This is a genomic window from Cohnella endophytica (assembly GCF_003628305.1).
Taxonomy (GTDB): domain Bacteria; phylum Bacillota; class Bacilli; order Paenibacillales; family Paenibacillaceae; genus Cohnella; species Cohnella endophytica.
In genome coordinates this window covers 358,567-376,169 of sequence record NZ_RBZM01000001.1, presented here as the reverse complement: position 1 = coordinate 376,169, position 17,603 = coordinate 358,567, and the positions used below count along the sequence as shown (strand labels likewise).

Here is a 17,603-nt window from a genome sequence, read left to right as displayed (position 1 = left end):
TGCCGATCCCTCCTATTGAGCCGTGTAACCGCCGTCGATCATAAGCGTTGCTCCGGTAACCCCTCGCAGCTTGTCGCTAGCGACCATGACCGCGTAATCCGCGATCTCTTCCACGTCCAGCAGCCTTTGCTGGGGAACCAGAGGGTAAATGACTTCTTCCAGAACGTTGTTTAACGGCACGCCGCGCTCGAGCGCCAGATCTCCGAGTTGCCCTCTTACCAGCGGCGTATCCACATAACCTGGACAGAGCGCGTTGACGGTGATGCCGTGCTCGGCTCCTTCAAGCGCCGCGACTTTCGTTAAGCCGATCAAGCCGTGTTTCGCGCTGTTGTAAGCCGCCTTGCCGGCGAAACCGATCACTCCGTTGATCGAAGCCATATTGAGGATGCGGCCCCAGCGTTGCTGCTTCATGATCGGGAAAGCGTGTTTGATGCCGATGAAGGCGCCGGTGACCATCACCTTGAGCATGTATTCGAATTGTTCCGTCGGAAAATGTTCGATCGGCGACACATACTGCAAGCCTGCGTTATTCACCAAAATGTCCAACCGTCCGTACTTCCGTTCCACGCATGCAATTGCATCCGCGAACTGCGATTCGTGCGTCACGTCCAACTCAAGTCCCAACGCCAACGCGCCGCTTTCTTCCAGACTGCGCGCAGCGGTGATCGCGGCTTCGCCTCTTCGGTCGGCGATGGCGACGATCGCCCCTTCGTCCGCGAACTTCCGCGCGATCGCCAGACCGATTCCGCTCGCAGCTCCCGTAATCAACGCGACTTTCTTTTCCAATAACATCGAGAATAGCCTCCTAACCGAATATCGGAACTTTCAAACCGGATGCTATCCAGAGTTTACAAACACTCTATCAATAAGTGAAATACATATGTAGAATAAGATTAATTCCGAATTGGAATATATGAGAAAGCGGGGATTGTATGGAGGTCCGTCATCTTGTTTATTTCCTGGAGATCGCGAAGTTCGCTAACTTCACGAGAGCCAGCGAAAGCTTGCACGTCTCTCAACCGAATTTGAGCAAAGCGATCAAGCTCCTAGAGAACGAACTAGGCGTTACGCTGTTCAACCGGACGACCCGGACCGCGCGGCTCACCGAAGCCGGCGAGCTGCTGCGTTTGCATGCGCAAGGGGTCGCGAATTCGCTGTCCGGACTTCAATCCGCAATCTCTGACTTGACGGAGCTGCGAAGAGGCAGCATCAAGATCGGCATTCCGCCGCTAATCGGCGCCCGACTGTTCCCTGGATTGATCGCGAAATTCATCGAGCGGCACCCTGCCATCTCCCTTTCGTTCATGGAGCACGGGAGCAAAGTTCTGGAGCAATCGGTTCAGGAAGGCACGCTCGAGATGGCCGTCGTCATGCTGCCCGTAGACGAGAGCAAATTTCATATCGAGCCGATCATTAACCGCGTCATTACGCTCGGCGTACACCCTAGCCATCCTCTTGCCCGCCGCGAGGAAGTTCGAATCCGGGATTTACGAAATGAGAAATTCATCCTGTTCGGCAATACTTTCAAAGTAAACATCAGCGTCCGGGAAGCTTGCATTCGGGAAGGCTTCGAGCCGAATATCATTTTCGAGAGCTCGCATTGGGATTTCATTTTCGAGATGGTTGCGGCGAATCTGGGCATCACACTGATGCCGGAAGTCATCTTCGACCGGATCGAGCCGGATCGAATTCGGGTCATTCGCAGTCTGAACCCGCCAATCCCCTGGAACGTCGCGATCATCTGGCGCAAGGATGATTACTTGTCGCATGCTGCGCGCAGCTTCATCGATTTCGCGAGGCAAGCTTTTCACCCGTGAGATTGCTTCACCTTTCTATTGTCCGGTCTAATGCCAAAGCGATAACCCCATATAGAAAGCCAGACCCCAAATCATGATCGCCGAAACCTTATTTAATTTGGATATGAACTTACCTCTGGAATCGAGTTTCACTACCTGGCGACCCACGAATGCCAATCCAAAAAACCAAATCCAGGAAACCAGAATAATGCTGAGCGTGAATATCCATTTCTCTGAACCGCTATAATTCAAAGAGTTAATCCCAATGACCCCGATCGTATCCATAATAGCGTGAGGATTTAATAAGGACACGGAAGCAGCAATAAGAATTTGTTGTTTCGGTTCACTTTTTCGTTGCGATGCACCCCCGTGTGGTTCACTCTTCCAGATTACCCACCCCATATACATCAAAAAGAGAAATCCGAACCCATAGAGGGCTGTCTGCAGCCAAGAGAAAGATAAGACGACGAAGGACACGCCTATAACCGCCGTGAAGATAAGTATCGTATCGCAAATGGATGCCGTGAGGATTGCAGGCAGTGCTCTAATAAAAGAAGGTTGATTTGCACCTTGATTAAATACGAACAAATTTTGTACCCCTAAAGGCAGAATAAGCCCGAAACCCAAAAGTAGTCCGTGTAATACTATTTCCAGCATGATCATATTCTCCTATCCTCGTAACGAATACTCTCTAGTATAGGTCGATCCTGCGATTCGTCTCCATCCAAATGGATGACTTGGGTACCAACCAAATGTTATACTGCAGGCATTAAGGAGAGGATTTTCATATGGACTGGAAACCGGACTTCTCATCCGAAACTCCTTTGTATATTCAGATTAAAGAGGTTATTAAAAATAAAATAGCGCTTGGCGAGTGGGTTGTGGGGACCAAAATCCCTTCGCAGCGTGCGCTGGCCGAGCATTTTAACGTGAATCGAAGTACGGTTGTAAGCGCGCTGAGCGATTTAATGGCGGAGGGGTTACTTGAGGGTAACACCAAAGGCGGAACTAAAGTCGTCAATAACACATGGAATTTACTCGCGGCATCTCCTCCTCCGGACTGGAGTTCTTATGTGCAATCAGGCAATCATTATCCGAATCAGCCTGCCATCCAGCACATTAACCGCGCAGAATTTCAAGAAGGAATTATCCGGCTTGGGACTGGCGAGCTTTCTCCAGACTTGCTTCCCTCCGCTCAGATGAAGAAAATATTTGATAAATTTTCTGCGAATTCATTTACATTGGGCTATGAAGAACCAAAGGGGAACCGGTATTTGCGGGAACAAGTCGTGGAATACTTACGCGGACTCGGAATCCAGTCTTCCCCTTCCAATATACTGATCGTATCCGGCGCGCTCCAAGGTTTACAACTCATCTCTATGGGATTGCTTCAAAGGGGTTCATCCATTCTTTTGGAGAAGCCTTCTTACCTCTATTCCGTTCACGTCTTTCAATCAAACGCGATTAAATTGATCGGTCTACCACTGGACGCAGAGGGCATCCAAACCAATCAGATAAGTCGTTACATGAAGGGCTATAACGCTTCGCTGCTGTATACCATCCCTTCTTTCCACAATCCAACAGGTTGCATGATGTCCGAGTCTAGACGTCAAGAACTGATGAAGGTATGTGCGGACGAGGGACTCCCGATTATTGAAGATGATGTATACAGGGAGCTTTGGTTCGATGAACCTCCTCCTTTGCCTCTCAAGGCAAGGGATCCGAATGCATTGGTTCTATACTTGGGAAGCTTGTCCAAATCTTTAAGCCCGGGACTAAGAATTGGTTGGGTTGTCGCACCGGAAGCCGTTATCGATCGGTTAGCTGATATCAAAATGCAGTTTGATTACGGTTCAAGCTCGATCTCCCAGTGGGCCGCTGCTGAATGGATAGGAAGTGGCTTATACCAAGAACATGCGGCCCATATTAGAGATCATTTGAAGAGAAGACGAGATCTGACGCTTCAATTGTTGGAAACTCATTTCTTGGGGATTGCAACGTGGTCGGTACCTTCAGGTGGATTTTACATTTGGATACGATTCACGGTCGATGTACCGATGCAGATGCTGTTTGATCACGCATTGAAAGCAGGGATATTGTTAAATCCGGGATCCATCTATGATAGGAGTGCGGGAAACTTCTTGCGCATTTCTTACGCCTACGCCAAGCCGAATGAACTGGAGCGGGGATTATCCAAATTGGCTGATCTGGTCAAGGAAATCAGCAAACCTTCTGTTTAGTCATTCGATTTGGCGGCATTAAATCGTCGATATTCATTGATGATTCGGCACAACCCGATAAACGTTTTTCTTCCCAATATTTTGCAGAATACGGGTTGGCACACATGACATTTTCAACACATCCGTTATCCCTTTTGCATTCTTTGTTAGGGTTAACCTCAAGATTGTTCCTCGCAGTCTAGCGGTATGCCGTGGAAGTTCGGTGGATACGAAATTTCCTAGAGAAGACGCCATTACTCGATTTCTAATGAATCCATCTTTGTCCTTCGACTTATACATTTTTATCGGATGCAACACGTGGGGATGCGCTCCCAACACTACATTCACGCCATTATTAAACAACAGCCGAATGAGCCGAATTTGGTTACGGTCGGGATAAGTACGAAATTCTTTCCCGAAATGCAGGCAGGCGATGATAAAATCTGTTCTGCTCTTCAAGCTAAGTACGTCCGCGATTATTTTTTCCCGGTTTATCCGGTTGACTAACCGCGGCTCCGGCACGGGGATCCCGTTCGTTCCTTTCGTATAAGCCAATATTCCGATTTTTATTCCCTTTACGTCAACAATCAGTTTCCGGCGGGCTTCCCGGGCGGAGCGATACGTGCCCGTATGTCGCAGACCGTGTCGATCGAGGACGTTTAATGTCCGCTTCAAACCGGATAGTTTCCCGTCCATACAATGGTTATTGGCCGTGCCTAATACATCGAAGCCCAAGTTCCGGAGCGTAGCAGCAAATTTGTCCGGGGAACTGAACAACAATTTGCCGGACTCTTCGCGAAAATTGTTGCCGGAGAAGGTCGTCTCCAGATTGCCTATCGTTAAATCGGATTTCCGCAAATAGGGTTTCACTTTGGAAAAAATAGGGTCGAACCGGCCTTCCCGCGTGGCCGAGACGATCATCCGCTTTTTCATCAACAAATCCCCGACTGCAGCGATTGTGATTGTCGTCAATCCACCCACTCCTTTCCTGCTTACACCTTATGCGTTAGAAAATTAAAATGCTTGCAAGTTGGGCCCTTAGTTAGCTTATATAGTAGATTCTTTCACCTGATCCATATGTGGCGTATCGAAAATACCCTGACTGATCCGTTGATCTATAACAGAAAGCGAGCCTCCTATTTAGAAGAAGGCTCGCTAATAGTAAATGCGACTTAGGATCGCTCCATCAAACTTTTGATCACTGAAGGACAAGACCGGGCAACGTATTGACAAGCGAACTATCGAATTCGATCTTAGACGATTTGCGCATCCCATCTGCGGAAACGGCGTAAATCCGGCCCGTCTTGTTGGCTTGCATCGGGATGTAATAACGGCCGTTGCCGTCCGAAGTCACCGTAACCGTGCGAACAACCGAATCCCCATTCGTGAATTCAACGGTGACGCTAGCTCCTACTTCCGTCCTCCCGTCTTTCGAGTTGACGATTCCGCTTATCGACTTATCACCGAAAATGGTTGTAAACGTATGCTCGCCGAGCCCAGGCTCGTACACGAAGGTATAATAGGCCGGGCTGGATTTAATCGTACTCATGAAATTAATGCCATTTATCGGATAGAAATTGACGCTCAAAGCCTTCCACGTATACGTATTCCCTTCCATCATTCCGCCAGCGGCAACATATCCGTCAAAGAGAAGGTCGGTTTGGCCGGCATTGCTGCCATTTGCGTCTTGCAGCAAAGAAAATCCGTTCAGCGGATTGCCTTCCCCGTCTACAATCCTGGCGATCATCTGGATGCGATTCATCTTGAGGTTTCCCAAATCAAGCGATGTCCCGTCGTACGTAATTACCTTTGATAAAGACATCAAGTTGCCGATGGCTGGTTTTTCGAAGACAGTTTTCCCTGAAGCATGGCTAGCCCGCCGTGGAGCTTTTACTTCAAGCATGTACGATTGGCCGGGGATAAGCCCCCTAATTGCGAATCTTCCATCCGTTTTCGTATAGACGTCGGGAACCACCGATGTTCCGGAATCCGGAGAGATTTTCACGGTGAACCCGCCGAGTGGATTGCCTGTCTCGTCCGTCAGCTGTCCCGATACTTGCACAGGCGACAATTTAAGTTGCGACATCATGAATTGATGCCTAATTACATCTCCGTCATGATAAGTAAAGGTGTACGGCTCGGGAGGAGTGTATCGTTCGGACCAATCCAAAGGATTATTGACTGTGACCGTGTACGTATGCCCGTCCTGCAATTGATCGGCTACATACTCAAGCACCGGACGATCTAAGAGGTCGATCACACTACCGTTTTCGGCAATGGATAGAGGCTTCAACTGATTGAATAACGGAATGCCGTCCGGCGACAGGATTTGAAAGGAAGCCTGATGAGCAGGAGCCGTCGTCAGCCGCGCACAGTTGCCATATGCGCGAAACTGGAACCAGCATGTTCCGATATCCGCATCATCTGGCCATTTTCCTTGGACGAAGTAATCGGTGCCAGCCGCCAGGTTTTCGAAGTGAAATTCGCCGTTCCTGGAGGTCTGCACTTCTCCGGCACGAACCAATTCTTCGCCGTCCATCTTGAATAGACGCACATGCTTGCCGCTTCCGACCGTGCTGCCGTCAATATTGAAAACCTGACCTTTCAAAGTGTTTCCAGCTCGAATATCGATCCGCCGGGCTGCCGCGTCCCACTTGACGACGTTGCCTGTCGCTTCACCGACAAACCGTAGCGGCACGTAAATCGATCCATTTTTGATTTCGGCCGGCGTCTGCAAAGCCATATCGATCCCGTTCACCTTGGCAGATCCACTTCCGACAGAAAGCTTAATCCGGGTCCAACTATTCAAGCCTTCAACGGTCTGCGTCGACTTGTCCCAGGCGACGGTTAAGCGCAGCGCGTCAAAAATCGCCCTAAACGGCACCATCGTCACACCCTTGTCTATATAAGGCTTCGCCGGCATCGTCACAGCCGAGCCGTTAATATAAACGGAGATGTTTTGCGCAGCCCCGTCCGCCTGCGCAACCGGTGCGGCGGCAAGCGCCAGCATGACGACTCCTAACAGGTTTGCAATTAATTTAAGACGCATAATGATACATGGTGCCCCTTTGTGAATAATATCGTTCTGCTAGCATTCCATATTCTATTATCTACCATTTCCTATAAGTGATCAACCATTCCGCAAATTGTAATTCGCATTAACAATTTCATTTGCTTGATCGATTGTGCGTTCGACTATTGTAGCCGCTGATTGGCTACTGGCTAACCTAAGACCTTGACCCGCCCAGAGTGACATATATTCGGGGTTATTCGCTTTTGCAGCTGCTTGACGAATATCTCTCGTCATGGCGTTCTGAATCGGGTAGGCCGGGATATTTCCGGGATACTGATGCATGTCATTCATAAATTTCGTTCGAATGCCTCTTGCCGGTTTTCCCGAGTATGCGCGTGTCAATTCAGTGGAGTCCTCATTGGCTGAAAGGATCTTCTGCTTATACGATTCATGGGCGCCGCTCTCGATGCATGCCAGAAAAGCAGTACCCATCTGTACAGCAGAGGCCCCTAACGCTAGGCTTGCTAAAAAACCACGGCCATCCATGATCCCGCCCGATGCGATGATCGGTATCGATACATGATCTGCAATTTGCGGAACTAGAGCCATGGTGCCTATTAATGGGTTGGAGACATTTTTCAAAAATGTGCCTCGATGCCCTCCTGCTTCGCTTCCCTGGGCCACAATAGCATTTACGCCAGCAGCCTCCAAATATTTAGCTTCTTCAACTGTTGTTGCAGTGCCAATTACAACTGTCCCCTGCTGCTTCATGGCTTGGATAATGTTATGAGGTGCTACACCAAAAGTGAAACTAAATACCGGAATTTTCTCATCAAGCAATACTTGTACTTGCTCTTCAAACGATTCCGAAGACTTCAGAATGGATGGGTTTACTTCAATTCCGAGTTCGACGCGATAATTATTGAGGTAATCATTCATTAGACTAACTTCTACTTCTGATTCTTCTTGTTTCTCAGGTACAAACAAATTGACTCCAAAAGGTTGGTCAGTTAATTGTCGGATCTTGTGAATCGCGTTACGGATTTGATCCGGCGCTAAATATCCGGCCCCCAGATTTCCCAAACCACCGGCGTTTGAAACGGCTGCTATCAGTTCGGGCGTCGTTGGTCCACCTGCCATCGGTGCCTGGAAGATCGGGTATTGAATGTTAAGGGTACGTGTTAACTCAGTTTCAAACATTGTAAGAATGCCTCCTGTTATTGTTTTATGGAATAAGGAACCTTATAAGTCCCGTTGAAATGTTGCAAAGTAGCAATTGAATCCGCAGTTGATAAGGTCTTCTCTTAAATTATTGTAACTCTATTATACCGACTCTATTCATCCGACGGAAAGATACATGCACGAGGGGGATAAAAAGAAAAACCCGCGATTTACGCGGATTCGAATCGGACTATATATTTAAAACGTATTATATACATTTTCACATTCTTCCCCAGTCGGTTCATAAAAACAGTGCTTCTTCCATCGTCCTGCAAGCGGCTGATTATACCAGGTTGGCGGACATGGTCCTGGATTTTCGAACGATCCCGGACGGAAGTACCATAAGGAGAATTTGCCTGGCCAATTCCGCTCCCCATTTACTGACCGTTGCGCCAGACGGCGTTCCCTATCTCTTGCGCTTTGATAGTACAAACCATGTTGCAACGCTTCGAACGCATGCGGCTGGTTGATCATTTGGGGAATTGTCCGGAGTCCTTTAAAATCGGAGCAATTCGCTCTTATTCGGTTAATGCCCACATTTCCAACAAGGAGCATGCCCATTTCGCCTTCGGTCTCAGCTTCAGCTCGAAGCAATCTTGCCAACATATCAATATCCTGTTGCCTAGCCTTTACGACTGCCATCGGCTCACCTCTTTAGATTTCTAGACTCATCATATTGCAGGCGAAGCGGATGTGTTACTCTGACAAAATAGAGAGTAATAAGACAACGGCAACCGATCAGGAGATCGGCTGCCGTTGTGTCTTTTGCGTTACTGCGAGGAAATCTCGAACTTCGAGCCGGCATCTCCGGCGAAAACAATGGATCCTCCCGCGGGCAGTTCGACCTGATCCTTGCCTCCGATGACACTGAAATAGTCGCACGTTCCCTCCGCATTATAAACGGCGAACGAGGCGTTCGAGGACATGCTCACCTTAACGATCTTACCCCCGTCTTTATCGCTTATCGTATACCATTGGGCGTATCCGCTCGACGGAATCTTAACGATTGACTTCTTAGCGACTTTGATGGGCTTCACGTCGACCTCGTTCACTAAGATGCTTTCGCCAATTTTCAGGTACTCAACGCCGTCCTGTTTAAAGAACGTATAACTGGAGAGATCCCTCCCGCTCATTCCCGGAATTTGCAATTCGGAGACGGCCGTATTCGGGCCCGTTATTCGTTTATCCAATACATACCCCGGCAATTGTTTCGACACATTCAATAGGACTGGCGGCATCGCCAAATACACGATCGACGTGTACTTCTCGCTCAGCAGATAAAACTTCTTGCCGTCACGCTGCATCCATGCTTTTTTTGTCTTTGTCGGTAGATCTTGAGGCTGGAGCTTCTCGACGTTGTACACGGACATAGCCATCTGCCCAAGACCCGGCAATGAAGCGTATTGACGTATCCATAAGTAGGTGCTTCCGTTCTCCTTCGTCACGAAGCTGATCATCACATTCCCATCTTCGCTCCTGAACGTACCGTCCGTCGAATACTTGTAGATCTGGGTAGGGTTTTCCGGCGACTGCTCCGAAGTGATGGACATGACGCCGCCTTCGGTTATATCGATATTTACCGTTGTACCGGATGCGCCATAGATTCCCGAATTCTGCAATACGGACTTCGGCATTTCAGCTTTTACCGGCGCACCGTACGACTTCTCAGGCTTGAAATCGGCAATGGCCCCTTTCTCTTTCAGCGCCTGAAGCAGGATTTCGTTCGCCAGAAGCTGATCGGTTGTGCTGGTCCCACCGGAAGTGACGACAGCTGCCGCCAGGTCCAGCTCGGGAAGCACGACGAGCGATGCATGATAGAGAACCGTGTCCCCGCCTTTGGTCAGCGCCTTTATTCCATACTCTTTGAAAGGATACAGATTGACGCTGTCCCAACCAAGACCGTATTCGATCGAGTTGTCCGCGTCGTCAGGCCAAAGAGGCGTCTTGTACTCTTCTTGCGCCATAGCCTTAGCCGATATGCCGGACAAGACTCCTTCCTCTTCGCCCGTGAAAATTTGCGAGAATCGAGCCAAATCTTCCGCCGTGGAATAAATGCCGCCTGCACCGATCACGTTGACCGACTCGTTGGGAAGTTGTCCATTATAGCTAGGATAATAGACTTCCGCCATCTTCGCTTCGTTCGGAGAATCGAGCGGCGTCTCCGTATTGGCCATACCCAGAGGTTCCGTTATATTTCGATGAATATAAGAAGTAAAGTCCATGCCGCTGACTCGCTCGATCAGAATCTCGGCCAGTGTGAATCCGTCGTTGCAGTAAACCGAGTAAGCACCCGGGTCCGCCTTCAAGGTCTGTCCGGCCAGTTGCTTCAGCAGCGTGTCGTGGGCGTAAGTATCGTTGTCTTCGAATAAAGCGGCATTCGTCATAGACGATCCATTTAGACCGGAAGAATGATTCAACAGCATGCGCGGCGTTATCTGCTTGAAGCGGTCATCCTTCATCGTAAACTCGGGGATATATTGAACGACCGGCGTATCGAGATCGATTTTCCCTTGGTCGACCAACTGCATGACGGCAACGGCGGTAAACATTTTGCTCGTCGAGCCGATCCCGTACATCGTGTCTTTCGTGAGTGACTTCAGTCCCTGCTCATCATTCTTGCTTGATTGGCCGGATACAACGATGTGGCCATGATCGATAAGTGCGTACTGTACGCTGTTCGTATCGTAAGTTGTCGTGAGGAGATCTGCACTCGCCTTTGCAGCTTTCTGGGTTACTTCGTAGGTGATCAAAGCCTCGTTCGAAGGTGAGTCCACTGCCGCCGATGGCACGGTTATCGGAACGGCGCTTGGCTCGATCACCTGGGATGTATTCAACGTCACTGCAAGGTTCTGCGTCTCTGCCGGTGTTTTGTTGTCGTCGCAGGAGGTTAATAGCAGACACGAAGAGAGCACGGCTCCCATGAACCATCGACTCTTCATCTTTTTAACTCTCCCTTCCGGAGATTGATTATCTAAAGTAGGTAAACACGAGAAAGGCGGTCACCAGAACAGCAATCGTTGCAGCGGCTATAATCTTGCCGACCGGATTAGCCAAATTGATCGTCCATCCGAATCCGTATCGATCCGGAACGAACAACGCCGGGTCTTCGGGATTCGCGTAAATGCTGCCGAGCCACTTCCAGTGCCTCTCCTCCTGCGACGGAACGTCCCCTTGCTGGTCAAGACCTCTGATTCGCTGATACAGCATGACGCCGATAAGCACCAAGAAGAACGCTGCCTGGAACGCGATGCCATAGCGGAACAGCAGATTAAACTTCCAACCGTGAAGCGTTACGGCTTGCGTCAACCCTAAGTTTGCAACCCTCAGCAGCGAAAGGCCCCAAGCCGTAATCGAATGGATTTTTTTGAGCTTCAATTGTTTTTGCAACGAACCTTCCGGGTTCTTGGGATCCAGCGATATTCTGGCGTGGCCGATCATCAGATTGAAGCCGGCGAATAACGAGATCATCAGGACTTGCACAATGTTCAGCATGAACACGGTACGTACGGATTTGTAGGTGTAATGATCCGCAAAGCCGTTCGGCCCCATATGCGTACCGAACCATTGCGGAATTTCATCCCACCTCGCAATAGCAAAGAAGATGCATAGCAACATCACGGCAACATGCGCCGAAAACCACCAAGTGCTCAGCACCGAGCTATGCTTACGGTCGATCGCGAGGCTTGCTGCACGCCTCGTCTGCACGACGACCTGCCAGCCTCTTGCCGCCTTCAAACGTTGCGCGGACATCCGGCTGATCCGAATGGCGATGACAGACACAATCATTAAAAGCAAGATGGCTGTCGTCCAGTACTGGACATTCTGCCCCGCCGTTTGATGACGCGTCAAGAAAAAGCAAACTCCTCCGACGACGACCGCAAAACCGCCGATGAGTAAGACATATTTCCGTCGAATGCCTCGGACGGCCGCATCTTGAAGCGCCTCCGCCGGCAACGTGATGCCGAACATCAGCGTTCGCAAGCCCATATAGACCAGCAAGCTGAGCATCGACGCGATAATCAAATAAAAACTGGACATCATGATCATCGTTTCCTGTGCCATTAACGTTGTTCCCCTCCGCGATTCGTAATGGTATCCCGGTACAACGACGTGCTCATCTGTGTGAATGCCGCTTCCGTCATGCCTCGAACAGCAGCTTCCGCAGCAAGAGACCGCAGCTGTCGCCGGAGCTTCTCCTCGAATGCGTCAGTGACGCCGGGCATTCCATCGGGCTGAACGATAACGCCCTTTTTCCGGTGTACTTGAAGAAAGCCCTCTTGCTTGAGCAAATTGTAGGACTTGTTGACGGTATGGAGATTGATCCCCAAGTCCTCCCCTAAGCTCCGGACCGACGGAAGCGGATCCCCCGGCTGCAAGGCACCGGAGGCAATCCCTTCTACGATTTGGTCAACCAGTTGTGCGTAAATCGGGGTTTCCGATTGCAGATCGAGTTCTATGAACATATATGTCTCTCCTTAAGGAAGCTGCGGAAAATCGTACCACCTGCCCCGTTTTTTATTTGTTATATTACATATATAACACATATAAAAATAACACGCAAGCCGTTCAAATAGGATAATAAGGAAACATCCAGTATGAACGGTTAAGAAAAAACCCAAATTCGACTTGAAGTCGAATTTGGGTTTATTAGTGATTTATTTATTGATATCGTCAAGGACTTGGTTCAACTCAGTGACGGATTTCGTAAGAGTATCCTTGTCCAGCGGCTCGATTTCAGATCCTGCTTCAATGACGTGCAGCGGAGTTTCCGCTTTTTCGTACAGATCTTTGGACTTCTCTTTGACGTCGTCCTCGAACTTAGCCCATGCGTTCTCCAGGTTAGCGGCTTCGGCTTTTGCCTTTGCAGCATCGCCCGAGTCTACCGCCGATTGGACTTCCGTTAATACGGCCTTCATGCTGGATACGCCGTCGGAAATTTTGTTGCCGCCTTTATTTCCGCATGCCGATAATACGATCGCAGCCGAAAGTATCATTACGATTCCCAACTTCATTTTCAATCTCGACATAGATGAATCCCCTTTATTATGCTTTTTCTATTTTGAGTTGCTTTTGTAAACGTAGATCCTTAATTCGATTCCAGATGATGATTCCTGTGGCAGCGATAATGAGAAACAGCTGCGGCACGATTCCTTCCCAAGTCGGGTATACGGCGAGGAAGTCGATCGTCGTTAGACCTGTTACTTCCGTTGCGGGAAGCAGACCGGAGAGCTGCAGGCCATGTACGCCCATGCCCGCGAACTTAAAGCAAAGATAAAATACCAGTAAGCTTGAGATGAGGAAAAATGGCCTGATCGGGATTTTCACTCCGAACTTCAACATTACGTAAGCGACGGCAAGCAAGATAAATACCGCGATTCCGATGCCCACGAGCAGATTGAGGAGCGAGATCGACGATGCCATACCGATCAAGAACAATACCGTCTCGGTGCCTTCGCGAAACACCGCCAAGAACGCTAGTATCGCGAGTGACCACAAGCTTCCCTTGGCTAATGCGCTAGAGCTCTTTGACTTGATGTAATGATTCCAATAAGAGATGTTGGCGTTACTATGCAGCCAATACGTCATGTAAAGCAGCATGACAGCGGCGAATAGGCCGGTAAACCCTGCGATCATAAAATTATTCGAGCCGAACACGCCCGAGGAAAATAGCACTTGTACGACGATACCGAGGGCTAGACTTAAACCGATGCCTGTACCGACGCCGGACCAAATCCATTTACGTTTATCCTCGTGTCCCGATTTCTTCAAGTACGCGAGCAGCGCGACAATGACGAGAAGCGCTTCAAGCCCTTCGCGCAGCAGGATCGTGACGGCGTCTAGCATGTTGTAGGCGGTTTTAGCAGCGAGCGGTTGCAAATACCCGACCATTTCTTCTATCGAGTGCTTGGCTTCTTCCGTCTTCGGAGGATCGTTCGTTAGATACGCATAGGTAAGTACCATATCCCTTTCGGCATTGCCGTACGCGGACGCGGATTGGGATAAGACGATTCCTTCTATATCGAGCCATGATTCGCGAAATTGTGCGATTACGTCCTTGGCTTTAGCGACGTTACCTTGATCTAATGCTTGCTTGGCTTCATTAAGCAGGCCGATCAAGGATGCGAGGGTCCCCTTCGTTTTCGACGTTGCCGGAACGTCTACGGGGAAATCGCCAGCAATAAAACGCTTATTAACTTCGGATAGTTCGTTCAAAGCGTTGACCGCATTAGCCGTTTGGACGGGATCTTGCAGGAATGCGAATTCGATTTTGCCCATGGCATCCTCGACGGCTTTATAAGTCGAACGGGATTTCTCCTTCACGCCATCTTCGATATCGAACCATTGGGTTTTAAACTCTTTGAATGTGTTCTTCGCGCCGTCAACGTCTTGAGCGTTCGCAAGCGTGATTGCCTGTTCCACCATCGCGTTCGCTTGTTTCACGTTCTCTTCGGCAGACTTCGCTTCACCGAATACGGGAGTTACGTTGAATCCTAGAAACAACGCAAACGCGAGTATTAACCCTCTTCCTAATTTCACTATTGCTACACCTCTAGTTTGTAATCGTTCTAATGTGCTGAGAATGATTATCACAAGCAATTCAAACGAATTATAAAGGGTGCGAATGGCGTTGTCAATGACAAACCGTAGTGTATTGGCGGATTCATGAAGGATCTGTACAAGTGCACTGACGGTATTCTTAAACACACATATGCTAACAGTGTGACGAGCAATCACAATACACATTCGGTGGTGAATTCTTATGCAAGCTGCTGCATTCGTATTAGTTCTCTTCATTTTATTGGTAATCATTCTGCGTGCGGGCATTAGCTGTTAATCTCGTTTCTTCAATCTTTCTCTAAATAGGATCAGTTAGACGGAGGTGAACATATGGAAGTTGCGAAAAATAAAAATCAGAAGAAAGTCCATACGAGCGCGAGAAAACTTAAAACCGCGAAACCACTACGTACAAAAGCCTTTTTCCCGTTTGGTTTCGATCGTTTTGATCGTTTTGAACGTTTCGAGCCATTTGAACGTTTTGAGGAACCCTTTTTCCCATTTTTCTTCTTCTAACAGACACGCAAATATCACAATCCCCGCCCAGCCTCACGGCAAAGCGGGGATTTTTCACATTATTAAATCAACACATCATAAACAGCCGCGTAAAAGGATATATTTTCGAATGATGTAAGTTGACAGTTACAAGGAGGCGTTTCTTTTTAAAAATAAATTAAATGGGTTCGATGAAATACAGAGTGAACTAGTATTCATTCCTTCATTTATGAAGAAGTTCACAGTCTTTAAATCCTTTATGGAAATGTTAAACGCCGGGGGATTTGAAGTCAGCTGTCAGGAAGACTTTCAAAACATCCCCGCAGACTTGTTTGACGAACACATAGCAAATCATACTTTCTTCGACGATTGGCAAGAGATGTTGGACACGGCCAAGCTGGAGTATGTCGCCCGGACATTTAATTTCTAATTATTTAGTTGCTGTCATCCTATTGATTAACTTTATGAGCAACAAGACGAATTGGAATTATTTTGTCCTCCAACACTACATACGCCCGTTTCCGGCAAATCTAACTCTACCTTGGCTGCTGACTCCCAATCTCCAGTCAGCGCGGCTACAACGGAGCGTACCTGCTCATAACCTGTTGCCATCAGGAAGGTCGGAGCCCTGCCATAGCTTTTAGCGCCTACGATATATAGATTGTGCTCGGGTTGACGTAACTCTCTCTCCCCATGTGGCCGAACAGTTCCGCAGCTGTGAACGTTGGGATCTATTAACGGCGCAAGCGCGTCTACGCTTTCGATGCTTGAATCCATCATCGTTCTTACTTCACGAAGTAACGCCATGTTAGGACGGGATCCCGTATTGCTGATGACTTCTTCGATTCCCGTAATGTGAACGAGCACGCCGTCCTGGTAACCAGTAACTGTGATTGCATCATGTTCTTCGCTAAAACGTTTCAGATTAAACGAAGTATACACTTTCGCATGTCCCTTCTCGACGAGCTGTTGGAGACGAATACCCAGAGCTCCGCGCTCCTGCAGACTATCGTTCTCTTGTCCTCCGTATACTTCGACTAAACTCGATTTACGTATTACCCAGACGATCTCCGTAGATGGCTCTTCCGCTTTTAATTTATCCAATTCAAGCAAGGCATTGATCGCGGAATGACCACTGCCGACGACAAGAACCTTTTTGCCCTTATACTGGTCCCGTAGGCTTCCCAGAACATCTGGAATACCATAGACAATGCGCTGTCCAAGGGATGTTTCGTCACCTGTCCACACGCCTTCGGAATTAGCGGGATTGGGATTAGACCAAGTTCCCGAAGCGTCGATTACGGCTTTCGCTTCGAATGTTTGATGACCTCCATCTGTTTCAACATGAATAACAAATGGCAACTTCTCTCGTCCAGCGGTTTTGATTTTGCTTAGTCCCTTCCGACTAATCGCATCGACTCTGGCACCCAAATGGATATGGGGTTGAATGCTGGGGAGTTGAGTTAGCGGCTTCAAATATTTTTCCACGAGTTCTCCACCGGTCGGCAACTCTTCATCTTTAGGGGCAACCCATCCGCTATCCTCGAGCAATTTCTTTGCCGCTTTGTTGATGTTATATTGCCAAGGTGAGAACAAACGGACATGACTCCATTTTTCGATATTGCCGGCAATATGTTTCGCAGCTTCGAATAGAATAAAGCTTTCTCCGCGTTCAACCAAATGAGCGGCTGCGGCTAATCCAATCGGGCCTCCGCCGATAATGGCCACCGGCAACTTCAAATTGTTTGCTGATGTCACATTAACTTTCTTGAAGCTCTTATTCATGGCAATCTTTTCTGCATTTATGGAACAACATTCACTCATACTAAAAACCTCCTGGGTTTTATAAATCAAATTATTTTGATTTATACTTCATGAAAAGCCAATGTCCTCACATTCTTATTTGCGGAACAGGCAACATAACTGAGGCGACAAAAGGTTGTTCACTTCTTCATGGTTCAGTTCATAATAACTCCAAGTCCCTCTTGTCTCACGAAGAATGAGCCCCGCATCCAGCAAGATCTTCAAATGGTAAGAAAGCTTAGACTGCTGCATCCCCAGAATATCCTCTAGATCGCAAACGCATGTATTTCCTCTTTGCGTGAGTTCAAACATGATTTGCAGCCTTTTTTGATCGGCTAGTGCCTTGAATTTCTGCTCGTAGGGTGCGAAATCAGTACGTTCCGGAATAGACTGGATAATCGGTGGTTGTTTAATCACATATTTCACTCCTTAAAATTCAACTTACTCTTTAGAGTCCCTCCATTAATCAAAAATACTTGATGTAGTAATCTTAGCATATAA

General features: G+C 48.4%; 16 protein-coding genes. 3 read left to right on the top strand and 13 right to left on the bottom strand.

All coding sequences use genetic code 11. From position 1 onward, the window contains the following. Positions 1-12 precede the first annotated feature (12 nt). Entirely contained in the window at positions 13-792 is a 780-nt protein-coding gene (locus D7Z26_RS01820; protein ID WP_120974188.1) for a 3-hydroxybutyrate dehydrogenase, read from the bottom strand. Between the two features lie 140 nt (positions 793-932). Here D7Z26_RS01820 and D7Z26_RS01815 point away from each other — a divergent pair, with 140 nt between their 5' ends. Next, positions 933-1,817, top strand: a complete 885-nt coding sequence (locus D7Z26_RS01815) for a LysR family transcriptional regulator (protein ID WP_120974186.1) — start codon at positions 933-935, stop codon at positions 1,815-1,817. 27 nt (positions 1,818-1,844) lie between these two features. Here D7Z26_RS01815 and D7Z26_RS01810 read toward each other — a convergent pair whose 3' ends face one another. Continuing rightward, positions 1,845-2,453: a LysE/ArgO family amino acid transporter gene (locus tag D7Z26_RS01810; RefSeq protein WP_120974184.1), complete on the bottom strand. Its 609-nt coding sequence runs from the start codon at positions 2,451-2,453 to the stop codon at positions 1,845-1,847. A 131-nt stretch (positions 2,454-2,584) separates the two neighbouring features. On the opposite strand from D7Z26_RS01810, the gene pdxR reads away from it, so the two are divergent. Next, positions 2,585-4,036 carry a MocR-like pyridoxine biosynthesis transcription factor PdxR gene (pdxR, locus tag D7Z26_RS01805; RefSeq protein WP_120974182.1) on the top strand — a complete coding sequence of 484 codons (1,452 nt, stop codon included), beginning with the start codon at positions 2,585-2,587 and terminating at the stop codon, positions 4,034-4,036. 33 nt (positions 4,037-4,069) lie between these two features. Here pdxR and D7Z26_RS01800 read toward each other — a convergent pair whose 3' ends face one another. The 9 genes from D7Z26_RS01800 to D7Z26_RS01760 form a co-directional block, all read right to left on the bottom strand. Then, on the bottom strand, positions 4,070-4,996 hold the full coding sequence (locus D7Z26_RS01800; RefSeq protein ID WP_407643471.1) for a CapA family protein: 927 nt from the start codon (positions 4,994-4,996) through the stop codon (positions 4,070-4,072). Between the two features lie 217 nt (positions 4,997-5,213). Beyond that, positions 5,214-7,064 carry a stalk domain-containing protein gene (locus tag D7Z26_RS01795; protein ID WP_120974178.1) on the bottom strand — a complete coding sequence of 617 codons (1,851 nt, stop codon included), beginning with the start codon at positions 7,062-7,064 and terminating at the stop codon, positions 5,214-5,216. A gap of 81 nt (positions 7,065-7,145) precedes the next feature. Further along, the gene (locus tag D7Z26_RS01790) at positions 7,146-8,228 is read right to left on the bottom strand and encodes an NAD(P)H-dependent flavin oxidoreductase (protein WP_120974176.1); all 1,083 of its coding nucleotides are present in this window, start codon (positions 8,226-8,228) and stop codon (positions 7,146-7,148) included. A gap of 219 nt (positions 8,229-8,447) precedes the next feature. Further along, positions 8,448-8,891, bottom strand: a complete 444-nt coding sequence (locus D7Z26_RS01785; RefSeq protein WP_120974174.1) for a cell wall hydrolase — start codon at positions 8,889-8,891, stop codon at positions 8,448-8,450. Between the two features lie 128 nt (positions 8,892-9,019). Then, complete coding sequence (locus tag D7Z26_RS01780) at positions 9,020-11,188, bottom strand: serine hydrolase domain-containing protein (protein ID WP_233566552.1); 2,169 nt, start codon at positions 11,186-11,188, stop codon at positions 9,020-9,022. 28 nt (positions 11,189-11,216) lie between these two features. Continuing rightward, complete coding sequence (locus D7Z26_RS01775; protein WP_120974172.1) at positions 11,217-12,311, bottom strand: DUF5808 domain-containing protein; 1,095 nt, start codon at positions 12,309-12,311, stop codon at positions 11,217-11,219. Next, a complete protein-coding gene (locus tag D7Z26_RS01770; RefSeq protein ID WP_120974170.1) occupies positions 12,311-12,712 on the bottom strand; it encodes a GntR family transcriptional regulator in 402 nt (133 codons plus the stop codon). Before D7Z26_RS01770 ends, D7Z26_RS01775 begins: the two co-directional genes overlap by 1 nt. Before the next feature lie 192 nt (positions 12,713-12,904). Continuing rightward, the gene (locus tag D7Z26_RS01765; RefSeq protein WP_120974168.1) at positions 12,905-13,276 is read right to left on the bottom strand and encodes a hypothetical protein; all 372 of its coding nucleotides are present in this window, start codon (positions 13,274-13,276) and stop codon (positions 12,905-12,907) included. A 16-nt stretch (positions 13,277-13,292) separates the two neighbouring features. Then, complete coding sequence (locus D7Z26_RS01760; protein WP_120974166.1) at positions 13,293-14,786, bottom strand: FTR1 family iron permease; 1,494 nt, start codon at positions 14,784-14,786, stop codon at positions 13,293-13,295. Between the two features lie 351 nt (positions 14,787-15,137). Between D7Z26_RS01760 and D7Z26_RS01755 the strand changes: the two genes are divergently transcribed. Beyond that, entirely contained in the window at positions 15,138-15,320 is a 183-nt protein-coding gene (locus D7Z26_RS01755) for a hypothetical protein (RefSeq protein ID WP_120974164.1), read from the top strand. 441 nt (positions 15,321-15,761) lie between these two features. On the opposite strand, the gene D7Z26_RS01745 is transcribed toward D7Z26_RS01755, so the two are convergent. Continuing rightward, positions 15,762-17,123 (bottom strand): NAD(P)-binding domain-containing protein, encoded by a 1,362-nt coding sequence (locus D7Z26_RS01745; RefSeq protein WP_120974160.1) that lies wholly within the window; start codon positions 17,121-17,123, stop codon positions 15,762-15,764. A gap of 75 nt (positions 17,124-17,198) precedes the next feature. Beyond that, complete coding sequence (locus D7Z26_RS01740; RefSeq protein WP_120974359.1) at positions 17,199-17,489, bottom strand: ArsR/SmtB family transcription factor; 291 nt, start codon at positions 17,487-17,489, stop codon at positions 17,199-17,201. Positions 17,490-17,603 lie beyond the last annotated feature (114 nt).

What these genes read in the sequence shown, in the direction of transcription:
- D7Z26_RS01765 (WP_120974168.1), bottom strand. Translation starts at nt 13,276, where the DNA reads ATGTCGAGATTGAAAATGAAGTTGGGAATCGTAATGATACTTTCGGCT.
- D7Z26_RS01795 (WP_120974178.1), bottom strand. Translation starts at nt 7,064, where the DNA reads ATGCGTCTTAAATTAATTGCAAACCTGTTAGGAGTCGTCATGCTGGCG.
- D7Z26_RS01745 (WP_120974160.1), bottom strand. Translation starts at nt 17,123, where the DNA reads ATGAGTGAATGTTGTTCCATAAATGCAGAAAAGATTGCCATGAATAAG.
- D7Z26_RS01770 (WP_120974170.1), bottom strand. Translation starts at nt 12,712, where the DNA reads ATGTTCATAGAACTCGATCTGCAATCGGAAACCCCGATTTACGCACAA.
- D7Z26_RS01785 (WP_120974174.1), bottom strand. Translation starts at nt 8,891, where the DNA reads ATGGCAGTCGTAAAGGCTAGGCAACAGGATATTGATATGTTGGCAAGA.
- D7Z26_RS01780 (WP_233566552.1), bottom strand. Translation starts at nt 11,188, where the DNA reads ATGAAGAGTCGATGGTTCATGGGAGCCGTGCTCTCTTCGTGTCTGCTA.
- pdxR (WP_120974182.1), top strand. Translation starts at nt 2,585, where the DNA reads ATGGACTGGAAACCGGACTTCTCATCCGAAACTCCTTTGTATATTCAG.
- D7Z26_RS01820 (WP_120974188.1), bottom strand. Translation starts at nt 792, where the DNA reads ATGTTATTGGAAAAGAAAGTCGCGTTGATTACGGGAGCTGCGAGCGGA.
- D7Z26_RS01810 (WP_120974184.1), bottom strand. Translation starts at nt 2,453, where the DNA reads ATGCTGGAAATAGTATTACACGGACTACTTTTGGGTTTCGGGCTTATT.
- D7Z26_RS01815 (WP_120974186.1), top strand. Translation starts at nt 933, where the DNA reads ATGGAGGTCCGTCATCTTGTTTATTTCCTGGAGATCGCGAAGTTCGCT.
- D7Z26_RS01775 (WP_120974172.1), bottom strand. Translation starts at nt 12,311, where the DNA reads ATGGCACAGGAAACGATGATCATGATGTCCAGTTTTTATTTGATTATC.
- D7Z26_RS01755 (WP_120974164.1), top strand. Translation starts at nt 15,138, where the DNA reads ATGGAAGTTGCGAAAAATAAAAATCAGAAGAAAGTCCATACGAGCGCG.
- D7Z26_RS01790 (WP_120974176.1), bottom strand. Translation starts at nt 8,228, where the DNA reads ATGTTTGAAACTGAGTTAACACGTACCCTTAACATTCAATACCCGATC.